Raw genomic sequence first — 25,422 nt, 5'->3', positions numbered from 1 at the left:
CGGCGACCCCGGCGGCACGCAGGTTGTCTAGGTTTTCGCCGAGGCGCGCCAGGGTGGGCTGGGGAGCGTCCGCGCCCCGTTCGCGGGCGGGGTCCTCGGCGCGCAGGACGCCGAGGACCCGCCGGAGTTCGGTGAGCGCCTCGACCGCGTTCTGGCGGATGCCGGCGAGGTGCTCGCGCAGCTCGTCGGAGGGGTTCTCGACGAGGTGCGGGGCGACCTGCGCCTGGATGGAGATGACGGACATGTGGTGGGCGACGACGTCGTGCAGTTCGCGGGCGATCCGTCCGCGCTCCTCCAGGAGCGTGCGCCGGGAGCGCTCCTCGGCGGTGAGGACCTGCTGGGCGCTGAGCCGGGTCCTGGCGACGCGACTGCTGCGCAGCGCGACGCCGACGACCACGGCGATCGTGAAGGCGATGGTCCCGCCGGTCAGGGAGCCCCCGCTCGACGCGACGACGAGGTTCAGCGCGCCGGACAGGACGGTGAGGGTCAGGGCGGCACCGGCGGCCGGCGCGGACACGCGCAGAGCGAGGAGCAACAGCAGCAGGGTGTGCAGGGCGATCCCGAAACCGCTCCAGGGCCAGAGCCCGGCCGCGCCGGCGGCGTGCTGGGTGCTCAGCCCTATCAGGAAGAGCGCGGTCGTGGAGATCCACCAGGCCGCCACGGGCCGGGACAGCGCAAGGACGAGCGCGAGCACCTGGACGAGGACCAGCGCGCGGGCCTGGCCCGAGCCGGCGCCCTCGACCCGGGCGTACACATTGATGTCGCCGATGCCCACGAGCACCGCGAACAGCACGACATGGGCGTGCGGCAGCCAGCCCAGCCAGGTGTGGCGGGGCAGTGGGTCGCGGGCCCAGTTCCCCAGTTCACCGTGGACCGTGCGCGGCGTGTCCCGCAGCGCGTACCTCGTACGCACGCCGTAGCCGTCCCCCATGCGCTCCCCCACCTGTCCTCGTTTCCGCGGGTCAACCCTAGGCACGTCGTGCCTCCTTCGTCTCGGCGGGGCGCTTCGGGCGGTCGGTCCGGGTGCGCCGGCCGCCCTGTTCGTACGTGTGGAAAGCGGCGCAGCAGAGGAGCAGCGCGGCGGCGAAGAGCGGGAGCCAGGCGACCCGGGCGAGTACCCAGCCGTAGCCGTCGGGGACGGAGTGCAGGCCCAGAAGCGCTCCGGGGCCGAGGAGTTCACGCGCCGGCAGTCCGGTGGCGGTCACGGCGATCATCGCGGTCTGGTGCCAGAGGAAGACGGTCATGGCGCTGAGGTTGAGCAGGGCCACGGCCGCCCAGGCGGCGGGCCGGCGCAGGGCCCGGCGCAGCGGTCCGAGCAGCAGCAGGGCGCCGCCGCACTGGGCGAGGCCGAAGGTGACGGCGGCGAGGGTGGGCGGGTTCAGGTTGGAGACCGGGGCGCCGGGGACGCCGACCATGGCGGCGGGGTAGCCGGCGAGGACGACGAGGAGCGCGGTGGCGGCGGCCCCGCCGAGCAGCAGGGCCCAGCCGGTGCGGCGGTCCTTCGGCCCGCTGCGGGACCAGGCCGCGCCGAGACAGTACGGGACGAGCCAGCCGGCGGCCACGTTGATCCAGCCGAGCCACGCGGGTCCGTCGAGGCCGAAGCGGAGAAGGTCGACGTGGAGGACGACGACGAGCGGCCACAGCGGGTGGACGCGGACCACGAGCGGGGTCGCGGCGGTCAGCGCGGCGAAGACGAGCAGGAACCAGAGCGGGGAGAGCACGAGCTTGCCGAGCGTGTGCACGGTCTGCCAGGGCACTCCCTCGGCGAGCATCGCGAGCGCGACCACGGTCCACACCGCGAGGACGGCGGCGACGGGCCGGAAGAGCCTGCCGAGGCGGGCTCCCAGCCAGTGCAGGTAGCGGTGGCTCTCGTGGTGGGCGCGGGCGGCGGCATGGCTCCGCGCGGCGACGGCCCCGCCGACCAGGAAGAAGACGGCCAGGGTCTGGAACACCCAGGAGACCGGGGTGAATTCGGGCAGATGGGTGAGAGGGCTGGCGCCGCGCACCGTACCGCTGTCGACGACGAGGGCGGTGACGAGCCAGTGCCCGAGGACGACGCCGAGGATGGCCAGGGCGCGCAGCGCGTCGAGGCCGCGGTCCCGGCCCGGTGGGGTGGCGGACTCGACGCGCCGGACGAGGTCACGCACGGGTGGGCTCCCTTCCCTCGACGATCCGGGCGAAGTTGGCGAGCGGGACGGAGCCGGGCACGAGGTAGTCGCTGTGTCCGCCGGACCCGGCCGCGACGACGCGGGCACCGAACTCCGGGTCGAGCGGGTCGGTGCCGAAGCCGAGTTCGCCGAGAGGCAGCGCGAGCCGCAGGTGCGGTACGTGGGCGATCCAGTCGGCGGCGCCCCGGCCCGCCCAGACGGTGGCCCCGGTCCCCAGGTCCGCGGCCCGGTCGACGCCGGTGCCGGGGCTGCCGTAGAGGACGAGCGCGTCGGCGGGGAGTCCGTGGGCGGCCCTGGCGCAGACCACGGAGCCGTAGGAGTGGCACAGGAGCGTGATCCGGGCGGCGGGCCTGGCGGCCCTCAACTCCTCGACGAACGCGCGCAGTCCGGGCGCGGACGCGTCTGCCCGCCCGGGGGTCACGGCGGCGGCGCTCGCGGTGGCGGGGGTGCTGTAGCCGAGCCAGGCGAGGACCGCGGCCCGCTCCCCCAGCTCCCGGTGGAGGGCGACGGCCCCGGCCCGGAACCGCTCGCTGCCGAGCGCGGTGTCGGAGCCGGGAACGAGGACGGCGACGCGCTCGGCGCGCACGAGGTCGCCGACGACCTCGACGCTGCGGCCGCCGTCCCGGCCGTCGAAGGAGAGGAGCCGCCTGTCCCGGGCGGCCATGCCCCGCAGGACTGCGGCCCGCTTCCGGTCGCCGTAGTCGGCGGCGGTCCGCTCGGCGGCGAGGACGGCGTCCCGGTTGGCGGCGTACCGGGCTTCGAGGCCGTCGGCCGTGACCGGGGCGAGGGGGCCGAGCGCGGGCGGCGGGGGCGCGGGGACGGCGGCGGGGCGGGCGGCGCCCGCGGTGGGCACCGCCACGGAGGCGATGACGAGCGCGGTGAGCAGCGTGCGGCGCAGCCGGCGGCTGCGCGGGCGGGACGCCATGGCGTGTCCTTCCGTACCGGGGTGGTGAGTCGTTCCGGTGCCGAAGGTAGGGATCACGCGTCGTCGTCGGCGTCCCGCCGGAGGGGGCAGTCGGCGGGTGGCTCCGAAGTATGACGGGTAGGGGTACGACGTCTCGAAGCCCGCTGGGCGGCCCCGCCGTCAGGGCCCGCCGTCACCCGTCGGCGCGGCCTCGGCGGGCCGGGAAGCCGTGGGTGCGGGCGGCCGCGACGACGGCGAGGACCAGGATCAGGAGAGCCAGGACGCTCCAGGGCAGGGCTCCCGCGCCGAGGCCTTCGAGCAGCAGGCCGCCGGCGAGGCCACCGCCCGCCATGGCGGCGTTCCAGAGGCTGACGAGGATGGTCTGCGCGGTGTCGGCGGCCTCGCCGGCGGCGTCGCCGACGGCCGTCTGCAGCAGGGTCGGCGCGCCTCCCCAGCCGAGCCCCCACAGCCCGGCGGCCGCGAGGACGAGGACCGGGCTGTCCGCCGCCGCGGCGAGCGCGCCCGCGGCGACGGCGAACAGGGCGGTGCCCGCGAGGGTCAGGGCGCGGACGCCCCGGTCGATGCGGAGGCCGGTGAACCAGATGCTCAGCAGCGAGGCCGCGCCGAAGACGAGGAGGACGGTGCCGGTGGAGCCGCCCATGCCCCGGTGGTCGAGGAAGGCGGCGACGTAGGTGTACAGGATCGTGTGGGCGAGGACGAGGACGAGGGTGACCAGGAGGACCGGGGCGACGCCCGGTACGGCCAGGGTCCGCCGGACCGGTGCCCGGCCGCCGCGGGGCTGCCCGGGGAAGTCCGGGACGGTGAGCGCGATCCAGGCGGTGAGGACGGCGGCCAGTGCGGTCATGAGCAGGAACGTCACCTGCCAGCCGAGCGCGGCGCCGAGGAAGGTGCCGGCCGGGACGCCCAGGGAGAGGGCGACCGGGATGCCGGTCATGACGACGGCGATCGCCCGGCCCTGGAGGTGGGCGGCCACCATGCGCCGCGCGTAGCCCGCGAGGAGCGCCCAGGCGAGACCGGCGGCGACGCCCGCGAGGAACCGGGCGGCCATGGTGAGGGGGTAGTGGGTGGAGAGTGCGGTGACCGTGTTGGCGACGGCGAAGCCGACGACCGCCGTGAGCAGCAGCCGCTTGCGGCGCCAGGCGGCCGTGGCCGCGGTGAGCGGGATGGCGGTGAGGGCCGTGCCGACGGCGTAGACGGTGACCGACTGGCCCATGGCGGGTTCGCCGACGCCGAGGTCGGCGCTCATCGCGGGGAGGACGCCGGCGGGCAGGGTCTCGGTGAGGCTGGTGACGAAGACGGCCGTGGCCAGGGCGAGAAGCGCGGGCCAGGGCAGCCGGGCGGGGGTCGCGCTCCCGTGCAGGCTCTCGCGTGCGGGCGAACCGGCCTTCTGTGCGGTGTGGTTGCTCATGGCACGTATGCTCAAACCCTCACATTGATGTGAAGGTCAAAGCAAAGAGCTGTGAGGTGGACCACATGCGCATCGGAGAGCTGGCGGACCGCACCGGCACCCCGCGCCGGATGCTGCGCTACTACGAGGAACAGGGTCTCATCGTGGCCGATCGTCTGCCGAACGGCTACCGCGTCTACGACGAGTCGAACGTGGACCGGGTCCAGCAGATCCGCGGTCTCCTGGACGCGGGCCTGCCGACGCGGATCATCAAGCAGATCCTGCCCTGCCTCGACAAGCCCCGTGTCATCCATTTCCCCGACGCCACCCCCGAGATGCTCGCCACGCTGGAGGGCGAGCGGGACCGGATGACGGAGCGCATCCGGTTCCTGACCCGTAACCGGGACGCGGTGGCCGAGTATCTCGACGCGGTACGGGAGAGGTTGGCGACGGGCAACGTCGCCCCCCTCTGACCGCCCTCCCCTGACTGCCTCCCTCCGACCGCTCCGCGCTCCGGGTTGCTCACCGGACGGCGGACGGGCCCGTCCAGTCGGCCGGGATGTGCGCCAGGCGGACGCGCTGCGGGTGGTCGCCGACCGCGACCGAGGCGACCGGGCGACCGGTGGCGAAGTCGATGGCCGTCACCTTGTCCGCGCCGCTCTCCGAGACGACGCAGGAACGGCCGTCGCCGCTGACGGTGGCCCAGTACGGCTTGGCGGCCGGCACCTGCGGGCCCTCCTTGAGGCTCTTCCGGTCCACGACGGTGGCGTAGTCGTCCATGGTCGCGGCCACGCAGAGCTTGGAGCCGTCGGGGCTCATGGACATGCCGTGGTGGCGCGAGTCGTTGACCCAGGTGGTCCGGTCGGGGTCGGTCGCCGGGTTCTCGGGGAGGGTCTTGAGCCGGGTGATGCGGTCGGTGGCGACGTCGTACTCCAGGAAGCCGTTGAAGAAGGAGACCTGGAAGTAGAGCGTGGACTCGTCCGGGGTGAACGCGACGGGCCGGACGGCGTCGGAGAGGTCCTTGCGGCCGAAGGCGTCGAGCCGGGCACGCATGTCGATCACCTTGACCTGCTCGAAGGTGCGGGCGTCCACCACGGTGATGCGGCGGTCGCCCTTGGTCCAGTCCCAGCCGGGGCCGTCGAGCGCGGTGGTCACCTCGCCGATGGCCATGTTCCACAGGTACCGGCCGTCGGCGGTGAAGACGTTCTCGTGGGGCTTGTCCCCGGTGGCGAAGGAGCCGACCTCCCGGCCCGTGGTGATGTCGAGGACGTGCACCCGGTTGGACGTGGAGGCCGACACGGCGACGCGGGTGCCGTCGGGCGAGACGGCCATGTGGTCGGAGCGGAAACCGGACACGGGGAAGCGCCAGTTGATCGCGCCGGTCCGCAGGTCGATCGAGACGACGTCGGCGAAGCTCGGCCGGGAGACCACCATCGCCGATCCGTCGGGCGTGGCGTACATGTCGTCGACGAACTGGTCGTGGCCCTCGCCCGGGCCCAGCCGGACGCCGAGGAAGAAGGCGAGCTTGACGGGGTTGAGCCCGATCTCCCACATCCGCTGCTCGCGGTCCGGGATGACGTTGATCCGGCCGATGCGGGAGAAGTCGCCGGCGGCCTCGATGACGTCGGCGGTGCCGTCCCAGTTGTTCCCGACGAACATGACCGGCCGGAGGCCCGCGTGCCCCGTGGGCGCCGAGGACGCGGCCTGCGGGGCGGCGACGGTGACACCGCCGCCTCCGACGGTGAGCGCGAGGGCGGCGGCGAGGGAACCGAGCAGGAGGCGTCGGGCGCCCCGCGTCCGGACAGCAGACATCGATGTTCCTTCCGGGAGACCGTGCGGCATCAACTGCCCTGTCCGCCAGGGCGACTTACCCGACAGTAAGGAGTTGCCGCGCAGCCCACAAGGGGTCGGAACGCGTCGGACCGGATCAGCCGTTGGGGTAGGCGCGCGCGATCAGCTTCTGCCGCAGCACGGTCCACTGGGCCGTCATGTCGTGCACCAGGTAGAGATCGCGACGGCGCGTCCAGGCCTGACCTGACTCGGCGTCGTACGTCGCGGGCAGTTCGATCCCGCGCGGCGCGTACGCCCGCATGCCCCGGTCGCGGGTGGTCTGCACACACCGCTTCACATGGTCGCGGAAGCCGATGACGCCCGCCGTGCCGATGCCTCCGGGGAGCGCCTTCCTTGCCTCGGCGACCTGGGCGGCGACGCCGTCCGTGGAGAGGTAGGTGAGGGTCCCGTCGGGGCCGACGACGGGCTCGATCGAGGTCACGTCGGTCATGTGGTGCTTGGACTCCAGGAAGCGGGCGATCTCCCACTGCGCGTAGACGGGCACGTCGCGGCGCTTGCGGAGCGCGGCGACGGTGTCGGCCAGCGCCTCGTTGACCGGGCCGGGCTCGTGGCGCACCTTCGAGGGGTCGCCGCCGCCGGCCGGGGGCCGGTTGCCGAAGCCGTACGCGACGATGAAGTCGAGTTCGCCGAGTGCGGCGGTCTCCGGGCGCCAGTCGAAGCCGACGTCGTACAGGTGCGGGACGAGGGCGCGGGCCGCGACCTTGTCGTCGAGCTCGGCGGCGAGCACCGCGAGCATGTGGTGCGGCAGCCCCTCGCCACCCCGGCTCTCGTCGCCCCGGCGCTCGGCACGGTCCGAGGCGGCACGGTCCGAGGCGGCACGGTCCGAGGCGGCGGCCTGTGCCGGAGGCGCGGCCAGGACGGCCGGGGCGGCGATGGCGGCGGTGACGGCTGCCGCGAACTCACGTCGTTGCACGGGAGGGGCCTCTCTCTGTGTCGTACCCAGGAGGATCCTGGGTACGACCGGGGAAGCCATGACGAACACGACCGGAAGGGCCGGCGCCGCTCTCGTGACAACTTGGGCGGGCATCGCTCAGCCGCCCGCCGCGGCGGCCTCCTCGATGAGGTCGGTCACGGGGACGGGCTGGGAGGCCAGCGAGGCGTGCCCGGCGTCCAGTTCGACGATCCGGCGCGGATTCATGCGCTGCGCCATGCGGCGCTCGTTGTCCGGGTGGATCATGCGGTCGGCGGTGGAGACCTGGTACCAGGTCGGCTTCGCGCGCCAGGCGGGGGCGGTGACGTTGTCCCCGAAGGTCGATCCGAGCGGCGCCTTCTGCGTCACGGCCATGACGAGCGCCTCGTCCGCCGACACGTCCTGGGCGAAGCTCTCATGGAACTTGTCCTGCTTGATCCAGAGGTAGCCGTCGGAGTCGGGGGCGATGTTCTCGAAGGCGGCGGGGGGCTGCTCCTGGGTGATCCCGCCCGGGCTCTCCCCGTCGTCCGGGGCGAAGGCGGCGATGTAGACCAGACCGGTGACGTTGGGCAGATCGCCCGCTTCGGTGATGACCGCCCCGCCGTACGAGTGGCCGACCAGCAGTACCGGGCCGTCGATCTGCCGCACCATCTTGCGGGTGCGCTCGGCGTCGTCGGCGAGAGAGGTCAGCGGGTTCTCCACCGCGTGCAGGGCGCCGAAGCCCCGCCGCCGGAGCTCGACGATGACCTTGGCCCAGTGCGCGGCGCCGCCCCAGAAGCCGTGGACCAGGACGATCGCGGGTTTGTCAGCCATGGGTTCCGCCCTTTCGGAGATGCCGGGAAAGCCGAGGCATTCCCGCCCAGCAGAACCCACCGCCGCTCGCGTCGCATGCCGAGTGCGGCCCCGCGATGCCACGGGGGCGCCGCCGCCTCCCCTCAGCGGGTCCGGTCGTACCGCAGGATCACCACGCCGTTGCCGAAGGTGCGGGTCGCGGTGAGGGTGAGCGGGATCTCGGAGTGCCTGGGGCCGAAGAGCGGCTTTCCCTGGCCGATGAGGACGGGGTGGACGCTGATGTGGAACGCGTCGATCAGGTCGTGCTCGAGGAACGCCGCCGTCAGGTCGGCGCCGCTGAGGGCCAGGTCACCGCCGGGCTGCTCCTTCAGGGCCCGGACCTCGTCGGGGTCCACCCGGCGGACGACGGTCGTGTTCCAGTCCGCGCTCTCCAGCGTGGTGGAGTAGACGATCTTGGGCATGTCGCGCCAGAGGGCGGCGAACTCCACCTCCTGCGGCGAGCTGTCCGGGCTCTTGCCGGCGTCGGGCCAGTAGGCGGCCATCAGCTCGTGGGTGACCCGGCCGCCGAGGAAGCCGCCCATCGTGGCGAGCTCGTCGTTGAAGTACTGGTGCAGCTCCTCGTCGACCCGGTGCCAGCTGATGTCCCGGTCGGGTCCCTCGATGTAGCCGTCGAGGGAGACCCCCATAAACAGGACGATCTTCCGTGCCATGGTCCGCTCTCCCTCGTGCCGGGCCGGCCCGGGCCGGCTCATCGCTGGTGTCAGGGCATCCGGCGGGCTCCCGCCACGATCGCCTCTCGGATCCGGTTATAGGTCCCGCACCGGCAGATGTTGCGGATTTCGTCCAGGTCGGCCTCGTCGATCTCCCGCCCGGCCTCGCGCGCCGCGCGGACCTTCGCGACGGCCGTCATGATCTGCCCGGGCTGGCAGTAGCCGCACTGGACCACGTCGAGATCCAGCCAGGCCTCCTGCATCGGGTGCAGCTCCGCGCCGACAGTGGCCGGCAGGCCCTCGATCGTGGTGATCTCGTCGGTCGGGGCGATCGCCGCGACCGGCACGGAGCAGGGGTTGAACGCCTTGCCGTTGATGTGGCTGGTGCACGCCTGGCAGACGCCGAGCCCGCAGCCGTACTTGGGGCCGGTGACACCGAGGACGTCCCGGAGCACCCACAGCAGCCGGACGTCGTCCTCGACCTCGGCCGTGACGGCCTTGCCGTTGAGGATGAAGGTGTGGTGCGGCACGGTGGCTCCTGGGTCCTAGAAGGCGCGGTCGAGGCCGTCGACCGGCGAGGCGGGGATCGGCGGGGTGGTGGGCAGCGGCTCGAAGGAGAGCGGCTCGCCGTGGTTGACGGGGAAGGTCGTCGGCATGGTGCCGGTGGCCCGGCCGTACGCGCAGGCCACGGCGGCCATCGCGGCCCCGACGGCCAGCTCGCCCGCGCCGCCCGGCCGGTCCGAGGTCGGCGGCATGACGACGATCTCCAGCTCCGGCGGGGTGTTCCACTGCCGGGTGTAGAAGTAGTTGTCCCAGCTCCCCTCCTGGAAGTGGCCGTTCTCGAGGTGGAGACCGGAGGTCAGCGCGAGGGCGATGCCGTCCGCGATCCCGCCCATCATCTGGGCCTCCAGACCGCGCGGGTTGACGGCGAGGCCGACGTCGACCGCGCAGACGACCTTGGTCACACGGGGGCCGGTGTACGCGTCGGGGATCCTCCGGCCGGTGGTTTCCGGCCGGCAGTCGATCTCGGCGAGCACGGCGACGAAGGCGTGGTACTCGGGGTGGAGCGCGATGCCCTGGGCCGTGCCCGAGGGCATCGCCCTGCCCCAACGGCCCAGCTCGGCGACCTTGTCCAGGACCGCGCGGGCACGCTCCTCCTTGAGGTGCCGGCGGCGGAAGTCGTACGCGTCCTTGCCCATGCGCCTGGCGAGTTCGTCCACGACCAGCTCCTGCGCGCACCGGACGTTCGGCGAGTAGATGCCGCGCATGGAGCCGGTGTTGAACCCCTTGTCCGTCTCGCTGAGCAGCTGGGTGGTGACCCCGAAGTGGTACGGGCTCTGCTGGGTCAGCGCGAAGATCGTCTCGGAGAACGCGAGGTCTCCCACCGGCAGTTGGGCGGCCGAGGAGGTGATGATCTCGCCGAGGCCGTGGCCGAAGTCGGTGGCGACGGAGGTGTGGCGCTGCTCGTACGTCAGCACCTCGCCGAGCGTGTACGTGGCCCGGACCCGGGACGTCGACATGGGGTGCGTACGGCCCTGCCGGAAGTCGTCGGTCCGGTGCCACATCAGCTTCACCGGCTTGCCCATGGCCCGGGAGATCTCGGCCGCCTCCCCGGCGGCGTCGTGGAAGAGCTTGCGGCCGAACGAGCCGCCCCCCTCGGTGACATGGACCTTCACGGCCGTGATCGGGAGGCCGAGCCGGAGGGCGATCTGTTCTTGCGCCACGATCGGCGTCTTCAGGCTCGCCCAGATCTCGGCCGAGTCCGCACGGACGTCCGCGACGGCGCAGTTGGTCTCCAGGGCGCTGTTGCTGGAGAAGTGGAAGGTGAAGCGCGCGTCGACGGCCTTGGTGAGCAGCGGCAACGGCGGCACGACCAGCGGCAGTTCGGCAGCCCGCAGCTTCCGCTGGACGGTCGCGTCCGAGGCCCCCTCGGCGGTTCCCGGTCCCCAGGTGACGCTGAGGGCCCGGACGGCGTCGATGCACTGGCCGAAGGTTCGGCCGCGCACGGCGACGCCGGTGGAGATCCGTACGACGTCGGTGATGCCGGGCATGGCACGCACCTCGGCCAGGTTGTCGACCGAGCGGACGGTGCCGTTGATGGTCGGCGGCCGGCAGACCATCGTGGGCAGGGCGTCGGGCACCCGCACGTCCATCGCGAACCGCTTGCGGCCGGTCACGGCCTCCAGGGCGTCGACGCGACGCTGGGCGGTGCCGATCACCGTGAACTCGGACGGCTTCTTGAGGACGACCGCGACGGCCGCGTCACTCACCGCGGCCGCCTTCGCGGCCAGTTCGCCGTAGCCGAGGCTCCGGCCGGTCGCCGAGGAGACGACCGCGCCGGCCTTGGCGGTGAGCGAGCCGAGCAGCTCGCCGAGTTCGAGCGCGGCGGCGCGCAGCAGCCGGCCCCGGGCGACGGCTGCGGCGACACGGAGCGGGGTGAAGGTGGCGATGGTGGTGTTGGAGCCGCCGGTCATCTGGTTGAACAGCAGTTCCGGGCGGGCGTCCGCGAGGGTGACGCGCACCTTCTCCAGCGGGAGGTCGAGCTCCTCGGCGATCACCATCGCGGAGGAGGTGGTGATGCCCTGGCCGACCTCGGCGCGGGGCAGGGCGAAGGAGGCGGAGCCGTCGGCCTCGATGCGGATCGTGATCAGGTTCGCGGTGGGCAGGGCGGCGTGCGTGAGCATGTCGTTGAGGTCGTAGATCTCGGAAGGCCCGGGCAGGGACGGCACCAGTGCCGGGGCGGCGGCGCGTGCCGGGGCGGGAGCGAGGACCGCCTCGCCGAACTGCGCGGCGACGGTGAGGGTCGGCGCCGCGAGCACGTACCCGAGGAAGCGCCGCCGGTCGGGTACCGGCTCGCCCGGCCCCTCGCCCCGCCCCTCGCCCGGCCCCTCGTTCCGCCCCTCATGCTGCTGGTGCGCGTCTTCCCGCACGGTCATCGACTGCCCTCTCCACGGACCACCACGTCACGGGGGATCATCGCTCATCCGCCGACTTCCGCATGCCGGAACGGCGCAGGATTCACCGCGGCACCTCCAAGCCCTCACGACACGGCGGGACGAACCGGGAATACCTCGCCCAGGGCAGGAGGTTCAGACCCTTCGTGACACCCCGTCGCACCGGCTCGGAAGGAACGTTCATGAAGATCGGCATCATCGGCGCAGGCAACATCGGCGGCAACCTCACCCGTCGCCTCACGGCACTCGGACACGACGTGTCCGTCGCCAACTCCCGTGGTCCGCACACCCTCACGGCGCTCGCCGAGGAGACCGGCGCGACGCCCGTCACCGCCGAGGAGGCGGCGCGCGGCGCGGAGATCGTCGTCGTCACCGTGCCGCTCAAGGCGGTTCCCGACCTGCCCTCGAACCTCTTCGCGGACGCGGCGGAGGGCTTCGCCCTCATCGACACCAACAACTACTACCCGCAGCAGCGCGACGGTCGGATCGCCGCCATCGAGGACGACGGTCTCACCGAGAGCCGCTGGATCGAGCGGCACCTGGGCCACCCCGTGATCAAGGTGTTCAACGGCACGTACGCCGAGGACATCCTGGACCGGCCGCTTCCGGCCGGCGACCCGGAGCGGATGGCACTGCCGGTCGCGGGCGACGACGAGGTCGCGAAGAAGACGGTCCGCGCCCTGATCGACCAGTTGGGCTTCGACACGGTCGACGCGGGCGGGATCGACGAGTCCTGGCGCCAGCAGCCCGACACCCCGGTGTACGGCCTGCGGGCCGGGGTCGAAGCGGTCACCAAGGCCCTCGCCGAGGCGTCTCCCGAGCGTCCGGCCACGTTCCGGGGCTGAGGGCGGCCCCGGGCGACGCCCCCGAACGCCTGCCCCGGTGACGGCGGGGTCACCCCTGTCGGCGCCGGTCCGTCGGCGCACCACGGCCGGCGCACCACGGCCGGCGTACGTCAGTCGGCGTACGCGGCCGGCGCACCACGGCCGGCGTACGTCAGTCGGCGTACGCGGCCGGCGGCGGGCCCTGCGGACGGGGGCCCAGGGTCGGGGCGAGCCACTTGTCGTACGAGACCATCCAGGGGCTCGCGGCGCCGCCCGCGCGATAGTCCTCGAGCACCGCGTTGACCCGCCGGACCAGGTCCGTGTCGTCCTTGTTCATGGCGACGCCGTACAGCGAGGTGTCGAGGAGCGGCCCGACCATCTTGAGCGTGGGGTCCTGGGCGGCGAGTCCGGCGGCGAGCGTGGCGTGGGTGAGGACGGCGTCCACGTTCCGCTGCTGGAGTTCGACGAGACAGTCCAGATGGCTCGCGGTCTCCACGGCGACGGCGCCGGTGCCCGAGTTCTTCAGCAGGCCGGAGGCCGAACTGCCCTTGCTCAGACAGACGCGCCGGCCGCGCAGCTTCGCGTCGAAACCGGTGAGTTCGGAGTCCTGCGGCACGAGGAGCCGGTGGCCCGTCTCGAAGTAGACGCTGGAGAACGCGACATCGGCGAGCCGCTCGCAGGTGATGCTCATCGTGCGCACGATGACGTCGACCTGGCGGCTCTGCAGCCGCGGGATCCGCTGGGCGGGCGGCATGCTGACGAAGCGCACCGTGGCCTTCGGGCCGAGGATGTCACGGGCGATCGCCCGTACGAGGTCGATGTCGAAGCCGGACGGCTCCTGGGCGTCCTGGTCGAGGGAGGCCCAGAGGTAGCTGTTCAGGTCGACGCCGGCGACGAGATGTCCGCGCTCCCGGATGCGCCGTACCGCCTCGCCGTCCACCCGGTCGGGGCGGGGACCGGCGCGGCGGGGGTCGCAGTCCGGCGCCCGCGCGGCCGCGGCGGCCGGAGGGCGGGCCGCATGAGCACGTGGCACGGCGGACGGGCCCGCCGTGACGGCGGCGGCCGGGGCCGCGGCGAGCACGGCCGCGGCCAGTGTCAGCCAGAGCGCGAGGCGTCCGCCCAGCGGCCCCCTCGCGCGCCGTTCCGAACCGGATCCAGCAGTCACAAGCCCCACCCCCGCGCAGCCGACTCCCCCACCCCCAAGGCTACGCACGAGAACCCAACCACGGTCCTCATACCGAGAGTTGGGTCGAAGTTGGAGGAGTCTTCACCGACCCCGGCGGCGGACGGAGAGGGCCGGCAGGGCCGGGAGGGCGGGAAGCGCCGGCCGCGGCACGGCGCGCAGTTGGCAGCGGGAGAGCCGAGCGCGCTGCCCGCCGCTCGTGATGAGCGCGTTCACGGACGTCATCGGGTCGGCGCCCACACTCCGCGCGAGCATCATGCCGACGACGAGCGGGAGGAGCGCGACCGCCACGGCCGAGCCGGTGGCCGTGACGTGCTGGATACGGCTGGTGTGCCGGGCGTCCGTGGTCATGCCCCCATTCCACCGCCGGCGGCCGGGCCCGGGCATCCGGCGACGTACTCACCCGGCCTGCCCCGCATACTCAGACCGGCGCATGTCCGTCGCGGCGCGTCCCCTTGGCGGCCCAAGGCCCGGTGGGGTTGCGTGGGCGACCGGCACGCACCCGCCGCACCCACACGCACGTCCCCCGACCACCCATCCGCCCACTCGCACACTCGCACACTCGCACCGAGGAGCCCGCACCACATGGCTGACTACCGCATCGAGACCGTCCGCACCGGCTACCGGCAGTGGACCGCCCGCAACGACCGGGGCGCGGAGGTACGCATGGGGGCGGCGGACGACCCGGACGCCCAGCCCTCGTTCACACCCGTCGAGTTGCTGCTCGCGGCCATGGGCGGCTGCGGCGGCATGGTGGTGGACCGGACGGCGCGCGCCGTGGACCACGACGACCTGCGGATCGTCGTGGAGTCGGTCTCCACACCGGAGGACGACGGACGGGTGGGCCGGATCAGGGTCAGCTACGAGTTCGAGCTGCCCGACACCAACCCGAAGGCCGCCGAGGTCTTCGCCCGCGGTGTGCGGCTCACGCACGAGAAGTTCTGCACGGTGAGCCGCACCGTCGAGCACGGAGCCACGGTGGAGGCCGTCCTGCCCGACGGGACCATCGGCTTCCGAGCGGGCTGACCGCCGGCCACCCGCGACCGTCCCCCAGGGGCGCGCTCGCTCAGTCGTGCCAGATCTCGCGGACCTGGGCCAGCGGGTCCCGCTCCACGTGCGACTCGGCCCCCCAGAGCATCGTGGCCCGGTCGGCCGCCGTGTAACGGGGCCAGGAGGAGCCCGGGTCCTGGTCCCGTACGAACGCGACCCAGGCGCCGTGCATCGCGTCGGCCAGGGCGCGGGGCGGCGCGTCGCCCGCGGCGGCGGCGACCCCCTCGGCGTCCAGGAGGTCGAAGGCGTACGGCAGGTCCAGGCAGTGGAAGGCGGTGCCGTCGACGGGCGACTCCCACCGGAACTCGTACAGCCAGGTGGGGCGTCCGCGCGCCGCGCGGGCCTCCGCGACGGCCAGCGAGGGCGCCCGGAAGGTGACGTCGGTGAGCGCCTGGCCGAAGAGCGAGTCCGGGCCGTCGGCGCCGTACGCCTTCGTGAAGGCCGCCACCTTCTCCTCGGCGAGGCCCAGCGCCCCGAGCAGCACCGGGACGGGCGGGCCCTCGGGTCCTGGCGCGGGGAAGGCGTTGAACTCATGGGCCGTGAAGCCGAGCATGAGCGGGACGTCGGCGCCCGCGTCCCCGGCGGCCAGTGCGCCGAGAACGGGTTCCGGGATCAGCTCGCCGTCGGCGAAGGGGGCCAGGGACAGCAGGGGCGGCAGGCCCTCGCGGTCCGGGCCCGGCGCGCCGAGCCGGTCCTGGAGATCGAGGAGGTCGTCGTCGCTCAGCTCCCGGAGCGCGGCGGCGGTGGCGGGCACGCCGGTGCGGGCCGTGAACAGCCGGGACGCGGCGCGCGCGACCTCGGGTCCGTCGGGGGTCATGACGGCCCCGGAGACCGAGAGGGCGCCCCGGAACAGGCCCCGTGCGGCGGGGACGGCGAGCAGGGTCTGGACGGCGCCGCCGCCCGCCGACTGGCCGGCGACGGTGACCTTGGCGGGGTCGCCGCCGAAGCGGGCGATGTTGTCGCGGACCCATTCGAGGGCGGCGATCCAGTCCCGGACGCCCCGGTTGTCGGGGGCGTCGTCGAGGTGGAGGAAGCCCTCGATGCCGAGCCGGTAGCCGAGGGAGACCAGGACGACACCGTCCCGGTTGAAGGCCGAGCCGTCGTACCAGGGGCTGGCCGCCGAGCCCGCCACGTACCCGCCGCCGTGGATCCAGACGAGGACCGGCAGCCCGGCCTCGGGGTCCGTGCCCGGAGTGAAGACGTTGAGGTTGAGGACCCCGGCGCCCGGGACGGACGGCTCGGGAATGGTCGTGACCTCGGCGAAGGGCCGCCGCTGGGCCGTCGGGCCGTATGCCGTGGCGTCCAGGGGCTCGGTCCACGGTTCCGGTGGCACGGGCACCGCGAAGCGGAGGTCGCCGACGGGCGGCTGCGCGTAGGGGATGCCGAGGAAGCGGAGGCTCCCGTCGGCCCGGCGCTCGCCGCGCACGGGGCCGCGGGTGGTGGTGACGGTGGTGACGGTCATGGGAGCAGCGTCCGGCCGGTGATCAGCCGAGTCAACGTCTGAAACAGAAAGGTGACACGTGTCACTTACGCGTGTCACTCAGGGGGCTCGCCGCCTCGACTGGAGTCCGGCCCACCGGGGTACGACTCAAGGGGACGGCAAGGGGGCACGCATGGCGGGGCTGCACGCGGGGACGGCGGTCGGGATCCTGGCGGTCGCCGCCGGGATCGGACTCATGGCACTCGGCGCCGCCCGCCAGGGCCGCTCGGCGCGCCCGCCGGCCCCCGCTCGGACGACGGACGCCACGGAGCGGGAGCACTGGCGGGTGCTGCGCCGGGCGGCCGGCATGGCGATCGCCTCCGCCCGCGGGGCGGCGGGCGTCGGGGAGCCGGCGATCATCACGGTCTCGGACGTCGTCCGTCTGGCGGACGAGCACTTCGACCGGCCGGACGCCGACCCCCGCCTCGCGGCGGCGGCCCTCCGCCACGAGTACGAACGGGGCGCCTGTGCCCGCGACTGCATGACGGACGCGTACGGCTGACACCGGCCGGCTGTCCCGTGGAGCCCCGGGCCCGAAGCCTCAGGCCCGGCTCCCCAGGCCCGGCTTCCCGGGCCCGAAGCATCAGGCCCGGGGCCTCAGCTCCGGAGCCTCAGGCCTGCGTCAGACCAGCACGTTCTTGTAGAAGATGCTGGAGCGCCGGTCGCCCTCCTCGCCGGTGGCGAAGCCGAGGAAGAGGCGGGCCTCACCGGCGTCGGTGCGGTAGACCGCGAGGCCCTCGGGCTCGCGGAAATGCAGGGTGGAGCCGGCCTTGGTGAGGACGGGACCCTGCTCGACGGTGCCCGTGTTGATGTCGATGCTGGTGATGTAGGAGTTGCCGTCGCCCACGGGAGTGCCGGGCTCGGGGTACGCGTCACCCGTCAGGTAGTACATGTACGAGCCGTAGAGGGTGTAGCCCTGCGGGGTGCCGGGGATCGTCGGCTGCTTGAAGTCGACCAGCGGCGCGCCGAAGTCGCGCGTCTCGAAGGCCGAGAGGGGGTAGACGGCGATGCGCTTCCCGGCACTGGTGTGGTAGCGCACGATCATGCGCCGGTAGACCGGGTCGACGGAGCAGGTGTACTCGGTGGCCCCGGAGATCGGCCGGTACGCGGCCGAGGCCGCCGGCGAGCCCAGGGTGGTGTCGGCGGTGTAGCGGATGGGCGCGAGCGCGGTGCCGTAGCCGCCGGTGTTCGCGGCGCACTCGATCCACAGCTCGGTGTCGGAACCGTTCGGCAGCGCGGCGAAGGCGACACCGTGGCCGAAGCCGTTGAGGTGCATGTACGAGAGGTAGTTGCCGTCGAAGTCCATCTTGTTGATGCAGAGGTCACCGTCGGCCTCGGTGGATCCCGTCCGCTTGGTCGCCACGAACAGGAACTTGTTCTCCCAGTCGAAGGCGAAGCTCTGCTGGACGCGCGCGCCGTGCGTGTCCTTGGAGCGGAACAGGTCGTGCGACGGCTGCGTGAGGTCGAACCGCTTGGTGGCGGTCACGGCGGCGGCGCTCTGCGCGCCGGCGCCGAGTCCGAGCGCGGCGAGGGTGGCGCCGGCGCCGGTGCGTATGAGGCCGCGACGGGACAGGGGGAAGCCAGAAGTGGGGTTCATGGTCACTCCGTTTGCATGGGGGGAAAGCAGAAGTCCGTGATCGTAGCTGCCGTGCGAACGGTGTGACGTGCGGGGTCCCGCTGGGCGGTCAAAGACCCGACGGGTTGTCACCCTCGCACGCCTCGGGCGGAATCGGACGGAACCGGCGGCGTCTCCGTCCGTCCGCGAGGCGCCGAGGGTTCCCCACGCCCCCTGTCACAGCGTGATCCAGTAGCGGCGCTTGCGGCCGATCTCGGTGATGCGGATGTCTTCCAGGACACCGCCGTTGCGCTCGATCGCACGGGCCGAGGCGATGTTGTCCTCGTCGCAGGTCACCAGGACCCGGTCCATGCCGAGGGCGCGGGCCTCGGGGAGGATCGCGCCCAGGGCCCAGGTGGCGTGGCCACGGCGGCGGGCGGAGGGGCGGACGCTGTAGCCGACGTGTCCGGCGGCGCGCAGCAGGAAGTCGTTGAGCCGGTGGCGCAGGTCGATCGCGCCGACGTACGCGCCGTCCTCGACGATCCACCAATGGGTGGCGTGCACGCGTCCCTCGCCCAAGGCCCTGTCCGGGTCGGCCTGTTCACGCAGGCGGCCGACCCACGAGGCGAAGACCTCGGGGATCGCCAGGGCCTCCCTCTCCGCGAGCCCTATCCCGGCGCCCGCCTGGCGCGCGCCGGGATTCCACTCCGCGTGCGCTTCGAGCCAGGAACGGTGCAGGTGGGCCGTGGGAGGGACCAGTTCACGCATGCCGGCGACGATAACAGGCCCGTGCCACCGTTGATCAGGGCTTTTGCCTGAGCGGCCAGGGCGTGGCGGCAGCTTCCGCCGGGCGGCCCGCGCTACTCGCCCGTGCGGCCGTCGAGCCGTTCGCGCAGCAGGTCCGCGTGACCGTTGTGGCGGGCGTACTCCTCGATCATGTGGGCGACGACGTAGCGCAGCGAGTAGGCCTCGCCGCCCGCATGTCCGCACACGTCGAGGGAGTCCGCCGCGTCCACGACCGCGCGGGCTCGGGCGCACTCCTCGCGCCAGACGGTGAACGCCTCGGCCACTGCGGCCTCGTCGAGGTCGTCCACGTCGAAGTCCGCCCACTCCGTGGAGCCCGCGGGGGTCCACGGACTGCTGCTGCTCTCGCCGTTGATCACATTGCGGAACCAGCCGCGCTCCACCTCCGCCGCGTGCCGCACAAGACCCACGAGGGAGAGCCCCGACGGGGGCGCGGCGCGCTCCTTGAGCTGTTCGGTGCCGAGCCCCGCACACTTCAACTCCAGGGTGTCGCGCTGGAACTGGAGCATGGCGGTGAGCGTGGCCCGCTCGTCGGCGGTACGCGGCGGCTGGACGCGGCGATCTTCGTTCATCCGGTCATCGTGCCGCCACGCCGCGCGGGGCGGCCACCGGGTTTCGCCGAGCCGGGGCCGCCGTCAGGGTGTCAGGAGCCCGGGCGCACGGCGTAGTCGCCGAAGCCGACCCAGTCCAGGGCCACGCACGGCTCGTCGCCGACGACCCAGGCGTCGTGGCCCGGGTCGACGACGAAGAGGTCGCCGGGGCCCACTTCGAGGGACTCCCCGTCGTCCATGACGATCTTCATCCGGCCGCCGACGACATAGCCGACATGAGCGGCCTGGCAGCTGTCCGTACCGGCGATGGGCTTGATGTGCTTGCTCCACTGCCAGCCGGGTTCGAAGACCGCGCGGCCGACCGGGCCGCGGTCCGTGGTGATCAGGTCGAGCCGGCCCTTGGCGTCCTCGAACGGACGGGTCTCATCCGCCGAGTCGAAGCTTCTGGAGACGATTCCGGTCATGTTTCTCCGCCTCCCGGCGGTGCGACGTGAGGTCCCCGAGTCCACTTCCAGGCTACGCCGGACCCCCCTCACCGGCCGCCCCGTCCGCTCCCCGCACCTCCCGCGGGCCCGCGTGACGGACTACCGTCGGAACGGGGAGACCACGGACCAGACTCCGGGAGGACCTGTGACCGCCGAGCTCAACCACACGATCGTGCAGGCCACGGACAGGAAGCGCTCCGCCGAGTTCATCGCCACGGTCCTCGGACTGGAGGTCGGAGCGCCGTTCGGACCCTTCCTCCCCGTCGCCCTGGGCAACAGCGTGACGCTGGACTTCTACGAGCACGCCGGGACGCCGGTCGTCTCGCAGCACTACGCCTTCCTCGTGCCGGACGAGGAGTTCGAGTTGATGATCGCGCGACTGGAGGCGATCGGCGTGCCCTTCTACGCCGACCCGAGTCATACGGATCGCGGGGTGAACGACCTGTTCGGCGGGCGTGGCGCCTACTTCGACGATCCCGACGGCCACAACATGGAGATCATCACCCGTCCGTACACCACATGACACCTCATTGAACGTTCACAGAATTTTTCTTGCGCTTGGCGGATCTCCGCTAATCGACCTGCCGATTTCTGTCCGGATACGATATCGGACAGACCTACACATAAAGGCCAGATAAGAGCACAATGAAACCGCGGCACGACGCCGCAAGCGCGATCAGACGTGCAGGACGCCAGTAAGGAGGCGAGTCGTATGTCTGACGTCTCTCACCGCACCGGTGATATGACAGGACACCCCGACGCTCCGGAAATGCGGGAACGTTACTCGCAAATACTCCAGACCCGAGGTGTCGCCGCGGTGGAGGAGCTCGTCATCCTCGCCGGCATCTACGCCGCGGTCTCCGGGTGGGTGGTCCACTTCTCGACCGCCAGGCCCGAACTCGCCCTCAGCAACCTGGTCACGGGCATCGCCCTCGCGATCCTCGGCCTCTGCATGTCGATGGCGCCCGAGCGGTCCCAGGACCTGAACTTCGTCGTCCTGGCGCTCGGCGTATGGCTGATCCTCTCCCCCTGGGTGGTCGCCACCACCGACGCCGGAACCGGCGCGATCCTGAGCAACGTCATCACGGGCGCGTGCGTCTGCCTCTTCGCGCTCACAGCGGGCGGACTGCTCATGAGCAAGACCAGAAAGACCTGAGGAAGCCCTGATCCCCTCTCGGAACGGTGCCCCATCCCGGTCAGGGACGGGGCACCGTCGCTGTGTGTCAGCAATCGACACCACCCTGCAACAATCGCAAATCAAGACACACCGACCCCCAACGCCCCATCGCAGGTAACGAATTGACCGTCGGCGTTTCGGCCACATAAGTTCTGCGTAAGCTTGCTCCACAGGGACAGGCTCCCGCTCGCATTTCCCAGTCCTTGGGGGGACTAAGTGAACTGGTACCTCGACGTTCTCAAGAAGTACGCGGTATTCAGCGGCCGTGCGCGTCGCAAGGAATACTGGATGTTCGCGCTGTTCAACATCATCGCGTTCATCGTCCTCGCCGCCGTCGACTTCGCCATCGGCACGTACCCGCTGCTCTACTCGATCTACGCGCTGGCCGTGTTCCTGCCCGGTCTCGGCGTGACGGTCCGTCGTCTGCACGACACCGGCCGCTCCGGCTGGTGGATCCTGATCAACTTCGTTCCGCTGGTCGGTTTCATCATCCTGATCGTGTTCCTCGCCTCCGAGGGCAACCAGACCGACAACGCCCACGGCCCGAACCCGAAGCTCGCGCCGGCGTACTGAGCACACTGAGCACCACCTCGCGAGGCCCCCGAAGGAAGATTCCTTCGGGGGCCTCGCCCGTTCCGAACAGCCCCTTTCCAGCCATCTGCACGGGGCCCGCGCGTCGGGGACGACGCCTCGGGCGCCGTACGCCCAGTGACGGTTCGTAGCAATCACCGCTCACGCCTTGTGCACGGTGGCGCACGACCTGCCTTCGCCCCCGCCCCTAGCCTCGCCGCAACGGCGCGACACGAACGATCACACGATCGAACGAACGAGGGGCGGCATCCGTGAACTGGCTCATCCACGACTACCGCGAGAGCGATCTCGCCGCGGTGGTCCACCTGATCGACACCACGGCGGAACTCGGCCAGGAGTCCGTCTTCTCCCTGGCGGAGTGCATCAGCGCCCTGACCTCCCGCCAGCCGGCCGTCGTCGCCGTCCACCAGGGCGTCCCCATCGGCGCCGCCCTCGCCTCCGTCTCCGGGGAGCGGGCCTGGGTGATGCGGATCGCGATCTCCTCCGCCTGGCGTGGCCGGGGCCTCGCCAGCGCGCTCCTGGTCGAGCTGGAGCGACGGCTGGTCGCGGCGCGCGTCGGCCGGATCGCGTACGTCCTGCCCGAGGAGGAGCTGCTCGGCGAGGGTCTCCTCAATGCCGGATACACGCGGCAGCCGGCCGTCGCCTACTTCGAGAAGGTGGAGCCGCTGCACGGCCCCGCCGCCAATCTCCTCGACGACCTCGGCGGCCGGCTGCTGCCGGGAGACCTGTGGGCCAAGGTCGCCGGCATGGAACGGGAGAAGGACCTGATCGAACGGCGCGTCGTCCTCCCGCTGGCCGAGCCGGAGCGCGCGGCGCGACACGGTGTGCGGCCGCCACGCGCGGTGGGCCTGTTCGGTCCGCCGGGGACCGGCAAGACGACGTTCGCGCGGGGCATCGCCTCCCGGCTCGGCTGGCCGTTCGTGGAGATCCTGCCGTCCCGGCTCGCCGACGAGGGGAACCTGGCGGCCGCGCTGCGCTCCGCGTTCGCCCGGATCGCGGAGCTGGAGCGGGTTCTCGTCTTCATCGACGAGGTCGAGGAGATCGCCCCGGTCCGCCAGGAGCCCGCGCAGCCAGGGGGCATGCACGGCGTGACCAACGAACTCCTCAAGCTCATCCCGGGCTTCCGCGAGCGCGACGAGCGGCTGCTGGTCTGCGCCACCAACTCGATCCGCTCCCTCGACCCGGCGTTCCTGCGCCCCGGCCGCTTCGACTACCTCATCCCGATCGGTACGCCGGACAAGGCCGCCCGCGCCGCGATCTGGGGGCGGTACACCGAAGGCCGCTCCGATGTCGACATCGACGAACTGGTCGCGGCCAGCGACCTGTTCACACCCGCCGACATCGAGCACGCCGCGCGGATCGCCGCGCAGAACTCCTTCGAGCGCGACCTCGTCCCGGTCGGCCCCCGTTCCGTCGGCGACGAAGGCCGGCCGGGCGCGACCACGGCGGACTATCTGGAGGCCATCGGCCAGTGCCGGCCGACCGTGACCCCGGAGATGATCACCCAGTTCGAGTCGGACATCACCACCCACGCCCGCTTCTGACGGGACGGCACTGTCAGTGCGGCTCCCTATCGTGGTCATGAGCGTTCCCGGGCCGCGGGGACGGCGTCGACCACGACAGGGGAGCCGGGCGGTGGAGCAGTACGAAGGGCTCGACATCATGACCGTCACCGAGACCGCGGAACTGGAGGCGTGGCTGGAGGCCCACCACGCCGACAGCCCCGGGGTCTGGCTGAGGATCGCCAAGAAGGGGAAGGGCGGGGTCTCCCTCGGCATCCCGGAGATCCTCGACAGCATGCTCTGCTTCGGCTGGATCGACGGTCAGCGCAAGCGCGGGGACGAGGCGTACTACGTCCAGAAGTACACGCCGCGCCGCTCCCGCAGCCTCTGGTCGCAGGTGAACGTCCGCAAGGTCGAGGCGCTCACCGCGGCGGGGCGGATGCGGGAGCCTGGACTGGCCGAGGTGCGGGCGGCGCGGGCGGACGGGCGGTGGGAGGGCGCGTACCCGTCCCAGGCGGAGGCGACCGTGCCGGACGACCTTGCGGCGGCCCTGGCGGCCGACGAGCGGGCGCGGGAGTTCTACGCGGGGCTCGGCAGGACCGATCAGTATCTGGTGATCGTGCGGCTCTGGCAGGCTCGCACGGCCAAGGGCCGGGCGCAGCGCCTGGAGCGGATGGTGGCGAAGCTGGCGGCGGGCGAGAAGGTCACCTGACGGGCGGGGAGGGCGGCCCGCCCGGAGTGGGCGGACGGTCGCCGCGTCGGTAGAGGACCTGGTGGGCCTCGTGTTCGACGAAGGAGGAGACATGGGTCATGCCGACGGCTTCGAGGAGCCGTCGGGAGCGGTGGTTCGCCTCCTGGGTCAGCGCGACCACGCTCGGCGTGTCCCGGAGCGTGGCATCGAGGACCGCGGCGACGGCCTCACGCGCGTAGCCCTGCCCCCAGTGTTCGGGCAGGAACTGGTACGAGAGCTCGGTCTCCCCGTCGCGCGCCCCCGGCTCCACCGTCACGAGCCCGAGCAGGACCCCGTCGGCCGCCCGCACGACCGCGCGCACCCCGGGCGCTCCGACGACCCGCCGCTGCCGGATCCGCACGACCTGCTCGCTCACCGGCCCGCCCAGGTGGTGCCGGACCTCGGGGTCGGTCCACAGCCGGGTGACGGCAGGCAGGTCGGCCGTCCGCACGGGCCGCAGCAGGAGCCGCTCGGTGCTGAGGTCGCCGCGCGACGCGGCGGAGGGTGAGGCGTGCATACGTACCATCATCTCAGCCTCGCACCCCGCCCCGCGTGGCACGGCTGCCCCGGGGGCGGCCGCCCTGGGCGGGTCGGCCCAGGTGGTCGTCCTAGGCAGGTCGTCCTAGGCCCATCGGCCGCCCCGGCACGACCCTGGTCCGATGACGCCGCCGACGGCCCGCGCCTAGCGTCGTCCCCATGCGAATCGGACTTCTGGGTACGGGACATGTGGCACAGGCACTCGCGGCGGGCTGGGCCCGCGCGGGTCACGACATCGTCCTCGGGTCACGGCGACCCGAGGACGCGGACCTCCTCACGGAGCTGAAGGAACTCCTCGACGCCGGCGTGCGGGTCGGGACGTCGTCCGGGGCCGCCGCGCACGCGGAGGTGCTGGTCAACGCGACGCCGGGGACGGCGTCCATGGCGGTCCTGGAGTCGATCGGCGCCGCCGCGCTGGAAGGGAAGGTGCTGTTGGACGTCGCCGTCGGCTTCCTGGAGGACAAGAGCCTCTCGCACCCCGTGGTCAGCCTCGGTGAGGAGATCCAGCAAGCCTTCCCGGCGACACCGGTCGTGAAGACGTTCTCCACGATCGACAGGGTCGTGATGGTGGATCCCGGGAGCCTCTCCGGCCCGGCGACGATCTTCCTGTCGGGCGACGACGCCGACGCCAAGCGGACGGTGAGCGGCCTGCTTGCCGATCTCGGTTGGTCCGAAGAGTCCGTGCTCGACCTCGGCGGCATCGAGACCGCGCGCGGACAGGAGCACTTCGCGCTGCTCTTCGTCGGCATCGCCCGGGCGATCGACTCGTTCGCCTTCGGTATCCGGGTGGTCCCGCCCGCCACCGCGTAGGGTGCCGGGCACGCTCTCAGACCATGCGGCGTTGAAGGGCGGCGAGGGCGCCTGCCCTGCGGCCCGGGACACGGCGCCGGAGCGCGACGAGGGCGTTGCCCAGCTCACGCGCGCGGACGGGTCCTCGATCCTCTCCCACTGATGGTGGGCCCGGTCGACCGCCCCCTCGACCTCGGGGTCCTGCGCCCCCTGGCCGAGGGCGAGCCGGGCCCGCGCCACGGCGATCCACAACTCGCAGCTGCGCGCGGGATCTTCGGCGAGCCGGGCGAGGTCGGCCCGTACCTCCATCCAGTGCACGGCCTCCGGCGACCGTGCCCCGAAGCGCCGCAGCGCCACCTGTTCCCAGGCCACCGCGACAGCGACGGCCTCCCCGTGGCGCCCGGCGCGCGCCGCCTCGAGGATCGCGGGGTGCGGGTCGGGCTCGCCCGCTGAGGGCTCGTGGGCGG

General features: G+C 72.5%; 29 protein-coding genes. 11 read left to right on the top strand and 18 right to left on the bottom strand.

Features of this window, described 5'->3' with window-relative positions; translation table 11 throughout:
- From AB0E14_RS12760 to AB0E14_RS12745, 4 genes are all read right to left on the bottom strand, one after another.
- Nucleotides 1–943, bottom strand: a 943-nt coding sequence (locus AB0E14_RS12760) for a histidine kinase dimerization/phosphoacceptor domain-containing protein (RefSeq protein WP_362415539.1), incomplete at its 3' end; no start/stop codon positions are given.
- 25 nt (nucleotides 944–968) lie between these two features.
- Complete coding sequence (locus tag AB0E14_RS12755) at nucleotides 969–2,147, bottom strand: acyltransferase (protein ID WP_362415537.1); 1,179 nt, start codon at nucleotides 2,145–2,147, stop codon at nucleotides 969–971.
- A complete protein-coding gene (locus AB0E14_RS12750) occupies nucleotides 2,140–3,093 on the bottom strand; it encodes an alpha/beta hydrolase (RefSeq protein ID WP_362415535.1) in 954 nt (317 codons plus the stop codon). Before AB0E14_RS12750 ends, AB0E14_RS12755 begins: the two co-directional genes overlap by 8 nt.
- 172 nt (nucleotides 3,094–3,265) lie before the next feature.
- Entirely contained in the window at nucleotides 3,266–4,501 is a 1,236-nt protein-coding gene (locus AB0E14_RS12745) for an MFS transporter (RefSeq protein WP_362415533.1), read from the bottom strand.
- A gap of 65 nt (nucleotides 4,502–4,566) precedes the next feature.
- Between AB0E14_RS12745 and AB0E14_RS12740 the strand changes: the two genes are divergently transcribed.
- Entirely contained in the window at nucleotides 4,567–4,953 is a 387-nt protein-coding gene (locus AB0E14_RS12740) for a MerR family transcriptional regulator (protein WP_362415531.1), read from the top strand.
- 49 nt (nucleotides 4,954–5,002) lie between these two features.
- On the opposite strand, the gene AB0E14_RS12735 is transcribed toward AB0E14_RS12740, so the two are convergent.
- The 6 genes from AB0E14_RS12735 to AB0E14_RS12710 form a co-directional block, all read right to left on the bottom strand.
- On the bottom strand, nucleotides 5,003–6,292 hold the full coding sequence (locus tag AB0E14_RS12735; protein WP_362415529.1) for a YncE family protein: 1,290 nt from the start codon (nucleotides 6,290–6,292) through the stop codon (nucleotides 5,003–5,005).
- 115 nt (nucleotides 6,293–6,407) lie between these two features.
- Nucleotides 6,408–7,244: a hypothetical protein gene (locus AB0E14_RS12730; protein WP_362415527.1), complete on the bottom strand. Its 837-nt coding sequence runs from the start codon at nucleotides 7,242–7,244 to the stop codon at nucleotides 6,408–6,410.
- A 117-nt stretch (nucleotides 7,245–7,361) separates the two neighbouring features.
- Nucleotides 7,362–8,054, bottom strand: coding sequence for an alpha/beta hydrolase (locus tag AB0E14_RS12725; protein ID WP_362415525.1), 693 nt, complete (start codon nucleotides 8,052–8,054; stop codon nucleotides 7,362–7,364).
- A gap of 122 nt (nucleotides 8,055–8,176) precedes the next feature.
- Nucleotides 8,177–8,743, bottom strand: coding sequence for a dihydrofolate reductase family protein (locus AB0E14_RS12720; protein ID WP_362415523.1), 567 nt, complete (start codon nucleotides 8,741–8,743; stop codon nucleotides 8,177–8,179).
- 50 nt (nucleotides 8,744–8,793) lie between these two features.
- Nucleotides 8,794–9,273 (bottom strand): (2Fe-2S)-binding protein, encoded by a 480-nt coding sequence (locus AB0E14_RS12715; protein ID WP_362415521.1) that lies wholly within the window; start codon nucleotides 9,271–9,273, stop codon nucleotides 8,794–8,796.
- A gap of 15 nt (nucleotides 9,274–9,288) precedes the next feature.
- The gene (locus tag AB0E14_RS12710) at nucleotides 9,289–11,679 is read right to left on the bottom strand and encodes a molybdopterin cofactor-binding domain-containing protein (protein ID WP_362415519.1); all 2,391 of its coding nucleotides are present in this window, start codon (nucleotides 11,677–11,679) and stop codon (nucleotides 9,289–9,291) included.
- A 62-nt stretch (nucleotides 11,680–11,741) separates the two neighbouring features.
- On the opposite strand from AB0E14_RS12710, the gene AB0E14_RS12705 reads away from it, so the two are divergent.
- Nucleotides 11,742–12,542 (top strand): NAD(P)-binding domain-containing protein, encoded by an 801-nt coding sequence (locus tag AB0E14_RS12705; RefSeq protein WP_362415517.1) that lies wholly within the window; start codon nucleotides 11,742–11,744, stop codon nucleotides 12,540–12,542.
- A 151-nt stretch (nucleotides 12,543–12,693) separates the two neighbouring features.
- Here AB0E14_RS12705 and AB0E14_RS12700 read toward each other — a convergent pair whose 3' ends face one another.
- Together AB0E14_RS12700 and AB0E14_RS12695 are read right to left on the bottom strand one after the other, a co-directional pair.
- On the bottom strand, nucleotides 12,694–13,686 hold the full coding sequence (locus AB0E14_RS12700) for a glutamate ABC transporter substrate-binding protein (protein ID WP_362415515.1): 993 nt from the start codon (nucleotides 13,684–13,686) through the stop codon (nucleotides 12,694–12,696).
- 102 nt (nucleotides 13,687–13,788) lie between these two features.
- Nucleotides 13,789–14,055, bottom strand: coding sequence for a hypothetical protein (locus tag AB0E14_RS12695; RefSeq protein WP_362415513.1), 267 nt, complete (start codon nucleotides 14,053–14,055; stop codon nucleotides 13,789–13,791).
- Nucleotides 14,056–14,289: 234 nt separating this feature from the next.
- Between AB0E14_RS12695 and AB0E14_RS12690 the strand changes: the two genes are divergently transcribed.
- Complete coding sequence (locus AB0E14_RS12690; protein ID WP_362415511.1) at nucleotides 14,290–14,730, top strand: OsmC family protein; 441 nt, start codon at nucleotides 14,290–14,292, stop codon at nucleotides 14,728–14,730.
- A 40-nt stretch (nucleotides 14,731–14,770) separates the two neighbouring features.
- Here AB0E14_RS12690 and AB0E14_RS12685 read toward each other — a convergent pair whose 3' ends face one another.
- On the bottom strand, nucleotides 14,771–16,216 hold the full coding sequence (locus AB0E14_RS12685; protein WP_362415509.1) for a carboxylesterase family protein: 1,446 nt from the start codon (nucleotides 16,214–16,216) through the stop codon (nucleotides 14,771–14,773).
- A gap of 151 nt (nucleotides 16,217–16,367) precedes the next feature.
- On the opposite strand from AB0E14_RS12685, the gene AB0E14_RS12680 reads away from it, so the two are divergent.
- Nucleotides 16,368–16,736 carry a hypothetical protein gene (locus tag AB0E14_RS12680; RefSeq protein ID WP_362415507.1) on the top strand — a complete coding sequence of 123 codons (369 nt, stop codon included), beginning with the start codon at nucleotides 16,368–16,370 and terminating at the stop codon, nucleotides 16,734–16,736.
- Nucleotides 16,737–16,856: 120 nt separating this feature from the next.
- On the opposite strand, the gene AB0E14_RS12675 is transcribed toward AB0E14_RS12680, so the two are convergent.
- From AB0E14_RS12675 to AB0E14_RS12660, 4 genes are all read right to left on the bottom strand, one after another.
- Nucleotides 16,857–17,831 (bottom strand): teichoic acid biosynthesis protein C, encoded by a 975-nt coding sequence (locus AB0E14_RS12675; protein WP_362415505.1) that lies wholly within the window; start codon nucleotides 17,829–17,831, stop codon nucleotides 16,857–16,859.
- Nucleotides 17,832–18,026: 195 nt separating this feature from the next.
- Nucleotides 18,027–18,557: a GNAT family N-acetyltransferase gene (locus AB0E14_RS12670; RefSeq protein WP_362415503.1), complete on the bottom strand. Its 531-nt coding sequence runs from the start codon at nucleotides 18,555–18,557 to the stop codon at nucleotides 18,027–18,029.
- Nucleotides 18,558–18,649: 92 nt separating this feature from the next.
- Nucleotides 18,650–19,165: a DinB family protein gene (locus AB0E14_RS12665; protein WP_362415501.1), complete on the bottom strand. Its 516-nt coding sequence runs from the start codon at nucleotides 19,163–19,165 to the stop codon at nucleotides 18,650–18,652.
- Between the two features lie 71 nt (nucleotides 19,166–19,236).
- Nucleotides 19,237–19,608: a cupin domain-containing protein gene (locus AB0E14_RS12660; protein ID WP_362415499.1), complete on the bottom strand. Its 372-nt coding sequence runs from the start codon at nucleotides 19,606–19,608 to the stop codon at nucleotides 19,237–19,239.
- Nucleotides 19,609–19,774: 166 nt separating this feature from the next.
- On the opposite strand from AB0E14_RS12660, the gene AB0E14_RS12655 reads away from it, so the two are divergent.
- The 5 genes from AB0E14_RS12655 (at nucleotide 19,775) to AB0E14_RS12635 (ending at nucleotide 23,611) form a co-directional block, all read left to right on the top strand.
- Nucleotides 19,775–20,152 carry a VOC family protein gene (locus AB0E14_RS12655; protein ID WP_362415497.1) on the top strand — a complete coding sequence of 126 codons (378 nt, stop codon included), beginning with the start codon at nucleotides 19,775–19,777 and terminating at the stop codon, nucleotides 20,150–20,152.
- Between the two features lie 246 nt (nucleotides 20,153–20,398).
- Nucleotides 20,399–20,785 (top strand): SPW repeat protein, encoded by a 387-nt coding sequence (locus AB0E14_RS12650; RefSeq protein WP_362415495.1) that lies wholly within the window; start codon nucleotides 20,399–20,401, stop codon nucleotides 20,783–20,785.
- Nucleotides 20,786–21,022: 237 nt separating this feature from the next.
- Nucleotides 21,023–21,379 (top strand): DUF805 domain-containing protein, encoded by a 357-nt coding sequence (locus AB0E14_RS12645; protein WP_362415493.1) that lies wholly within the window; start codon nucleotides 21,023–21,025, stop codon nucleotides 21,377–21,379.
- Nucleotides 21,380–21,648: 269 nt separating this feature from the next.
- Nucleotides 21,649–22,941 (top strand): bifunctional GNAT family N-acetyltransferase/ATP-binding protein, encoded by a 1,293-nt coding sequence (locus AB0E14_RS12640; protein ID WP_362415491.1) that lies wholly within the window; start codon nucleotides 21,649–21,651, stop codon nucleotides 22,939–22,941.
- A 118-nt stretch (nucleotides 22,942–23,059) separates the two neighbouring features.
- The gene (locus tag AB0E14_RS12635; RefSeq protein WP_362415549.1) at nucleotides 23,060–23,611 is read left to right on the top strand and encodes a YdeI/OmpD-associated family protein; all 552 of its coding nucleotides are present in this window, start codon (nucleotides 23,060–23,062) and stop codon (nucleotides 23,609–23,611) included.
- Here AB0E14_RS12635 and AB0E14_RS12630 read toward each other — a convergent pair.
- Entirely contained in the window at nucleotides 23,604–24,146 is a 543-nt protein-coding gene (locus tag AB0E14_RS12630) for a GNAT family N-acetyltransferase (RefSeq protein ID WP_362415489.1), read from the bottom strand. The genes AB0E14_RS12635 and AB0E14_RS12630 overlap by 8 nt on opposite strands.
- Nucleotides 24,147–24,325: 179 nt before the next feature.
- Between AB0E14_RS12630 and AB0E14_RS12625 the strand changes: the two genes are divergently transcribed.
- Nucleotides 24,326–24,976 carry an NAD(P)-binding domain-containing protein gene (locus AB0E14_RS12625; protein WP_362415487.1) on the top strand — a complete coding sequence of 217 codons (651 nt, stop codon included), beginning with the start codon at nucleotides 24,326–24,328 and terminating at the stop codon, nucleotides 24,974–24,976.
- Between the two features lie 141 nt (nucleotides 24,977–25,117).
- On the top strand, nucleotides 25,118–25,408 hold the full coding sequence (locus AB0E14_RS12620) for a hypothetical protein (RefSeq protein ID WP_362415485.1): 291 nt from the start codon (nucleotides 25,118–25,120) through the stop codon (nucleotides 25,406–25,408).
- The last annotated feature ends 14 nt before the right edge of the window (nucleotides 25,409–25,422 follow it).

The sequence above is a fragment of the Streptomyces sp. NPDC047981 genome (assembly GCF_040653315.1).
GTDB lineage: Bacteria > Actinomycetota > Actinomycetes > Streptomycetales > Streptomycetaceae > Streptomyces.
The sequence above is the reverse complement of the archived record's forward strand: the minus strand, read 5'-3'. Positions and strand labels throughout refer to the sequence as shown.

What these genes read in the sequence shown, in the direction of transcription:
- AB0E14_RS12705 (WP_362415517.1), top strand. Translation starts at nt 11,742, where the DNA reads ATGCCGGAACGGCGCAGGATTCACCGCGGCACCTCCAAGCCCTCACGA.
- AB0E14_RS12625 (WP_362415487.1), top strand. Translation starts at nt 24,326, where the DNA reads ATGCGAATCGGACTTCTGGGTACGGGACATGTGGCACAGGCACTCGCG.
- AB0E14_RS12745 (WP_362415533.1), bottom strand. Translation starts at nt 4,501, where the DNA reads ATGAGCAACCACACCGCACAGAAGGCCGGTTCGCCCGCACGCGAGAGC.
- AB0E14_RS12680 (WP_362415507.1), top strand. Translation starts at nt 16,368, where the DNA reads ATGGCGGGGCTGCACGCGGGGACGGCGGTCGGGATCCTGGCGGTCGCC.
- AB0E14_RS12710 (WP_362415519.1), bottom strand. Translation starts at nt 11,679, where the DNA reads ATGACCGTGCGGGAAGACGCGCACCAGCAGCATGAGGGGCGGAACGAG.
- AB0E14_RS12725 (WP_362415525.1), bottom strand. Translation starts at nt 8,054, where the DNA reads ATGGCTGACAAACCCGCGATCGTCCTGGTCCACGGCTTCTGGGGCGGC.
- AB0E14_RS12665 (WP_362415501.1), bottom strand. Translation starts at nt 19,165, where the DNA reads ATGAACGAAGATCGCCGCGTCCAGCCGCCGCGTACCGCCGACGAGCGG.
- AB0E14_RS12650 (WP_362415495.1), top strand. Translation starts at nt 20,399, where the DNA reads ATGCGGGAACGTTACTCGCAAATACTCCAGACCCGAGGTGTCGCCGCG.
- AB0E14_RS12720 (WP_362415523.1), bottom strand. Translation starts at nt 8,743, where the DNA reads ATGGCACGGAAGATCGTCCTGTTTATGGGGGTCTCCCTCGACGGCTAC.
- AB0E14_RS12740 (WP_362415531.1), top strand. Translation starts at nt 4,567, where the DNA reads ATGCGCATCGGAGAGCTGGCGGACCGCACCGGCACCCCGCGCCGGATG.
- AB0E14_RS12685 (WP_362415509.1), bottom strand. Translation starts at nt 16,216, where the DNA reads ATGACCGTCACCACCGTCACCACCACCCGCGGCCCCGTGCGCGGCGAG.
- AB0E14_RS12620 (WP_362415485.1), top strand. Translation starts at nt 25,118, where the DNA reads ATGGTGGGCCCGGTCGACCGCCCCCTCGACCTCGGGGTCCTGCGCCCC.
- AB0E14_RS12735 (WP_362415529.1), bottom strand. Translation starts at nt 6,292, where the DNA reads ATGTCTGCTGTCCGGACGCGGGGCGCCCGACGCCTCCTGCTCGGTTCC.
- AB0E14_RS12630 (WP_362415489.1), bottom strand. Translation starts at nt 24,146, where the DNA reads ATGCACGCCTCACCCTCCGCCGCGTCGCGCGGCGACCTCAGCACCGAG.
- AB0E14_RS12695 (WP_362415513.1), bottom strand. Translation starts at nt 14,055, where the DNA reads ATGACCACGGACGCCCGGCACACCAGCCGTATCCAGCACGTCACGGCC.
- AB0E14_RS12670 (WP_362415503.1), bottom strand. Translation starts at nt 18,557, where the DNA reads ATGCGTGAACTGGTCCCTCCCACGGCCCACCTGCACCGTTCCTGGCTC.
- AB0E14_RS12690 (WP_362415511.1), top strand. Translation starts at nt 14,290, where the DNA reads ATGGCTGACTACCGCATCGAGACCGTCCGCACCGGCTACCGGCAGTGG.
- AB0E14_RS12660 (WP_362415499.1), bottom strand. Translation starts at nt 19,608, where the DNA reads ATGACCGGAATCGTCTCCAGAAGCTTCGACTCGGCGGATGAGACCCGT.
- AB0E14_RS12635 (WP_362415549.1), top strand. Translation starts at nt 23,060, where the DNA reads ATGACCGTCACCGAGACCGCGGAACTGGAGGCGTGGCTGGAGGCCCAC.
- AB0E14_RS12750 (WP_362415535.1), bottom strand. Translation starts at nt 3,093, where the DNA reads ATGGCGTCCCGCCCGCGCAGCCGCCGGCTGCGCCGCACGCTGCTCACC.
- AB0E14_RS12675 (WP_362415505.1), bottom strand. Translation starts at nt 17,831, where the DNA reads ATGAACCCCACTTCTGGCTTCCCCCTGTCCCGTCGCGGCCTCATACGC.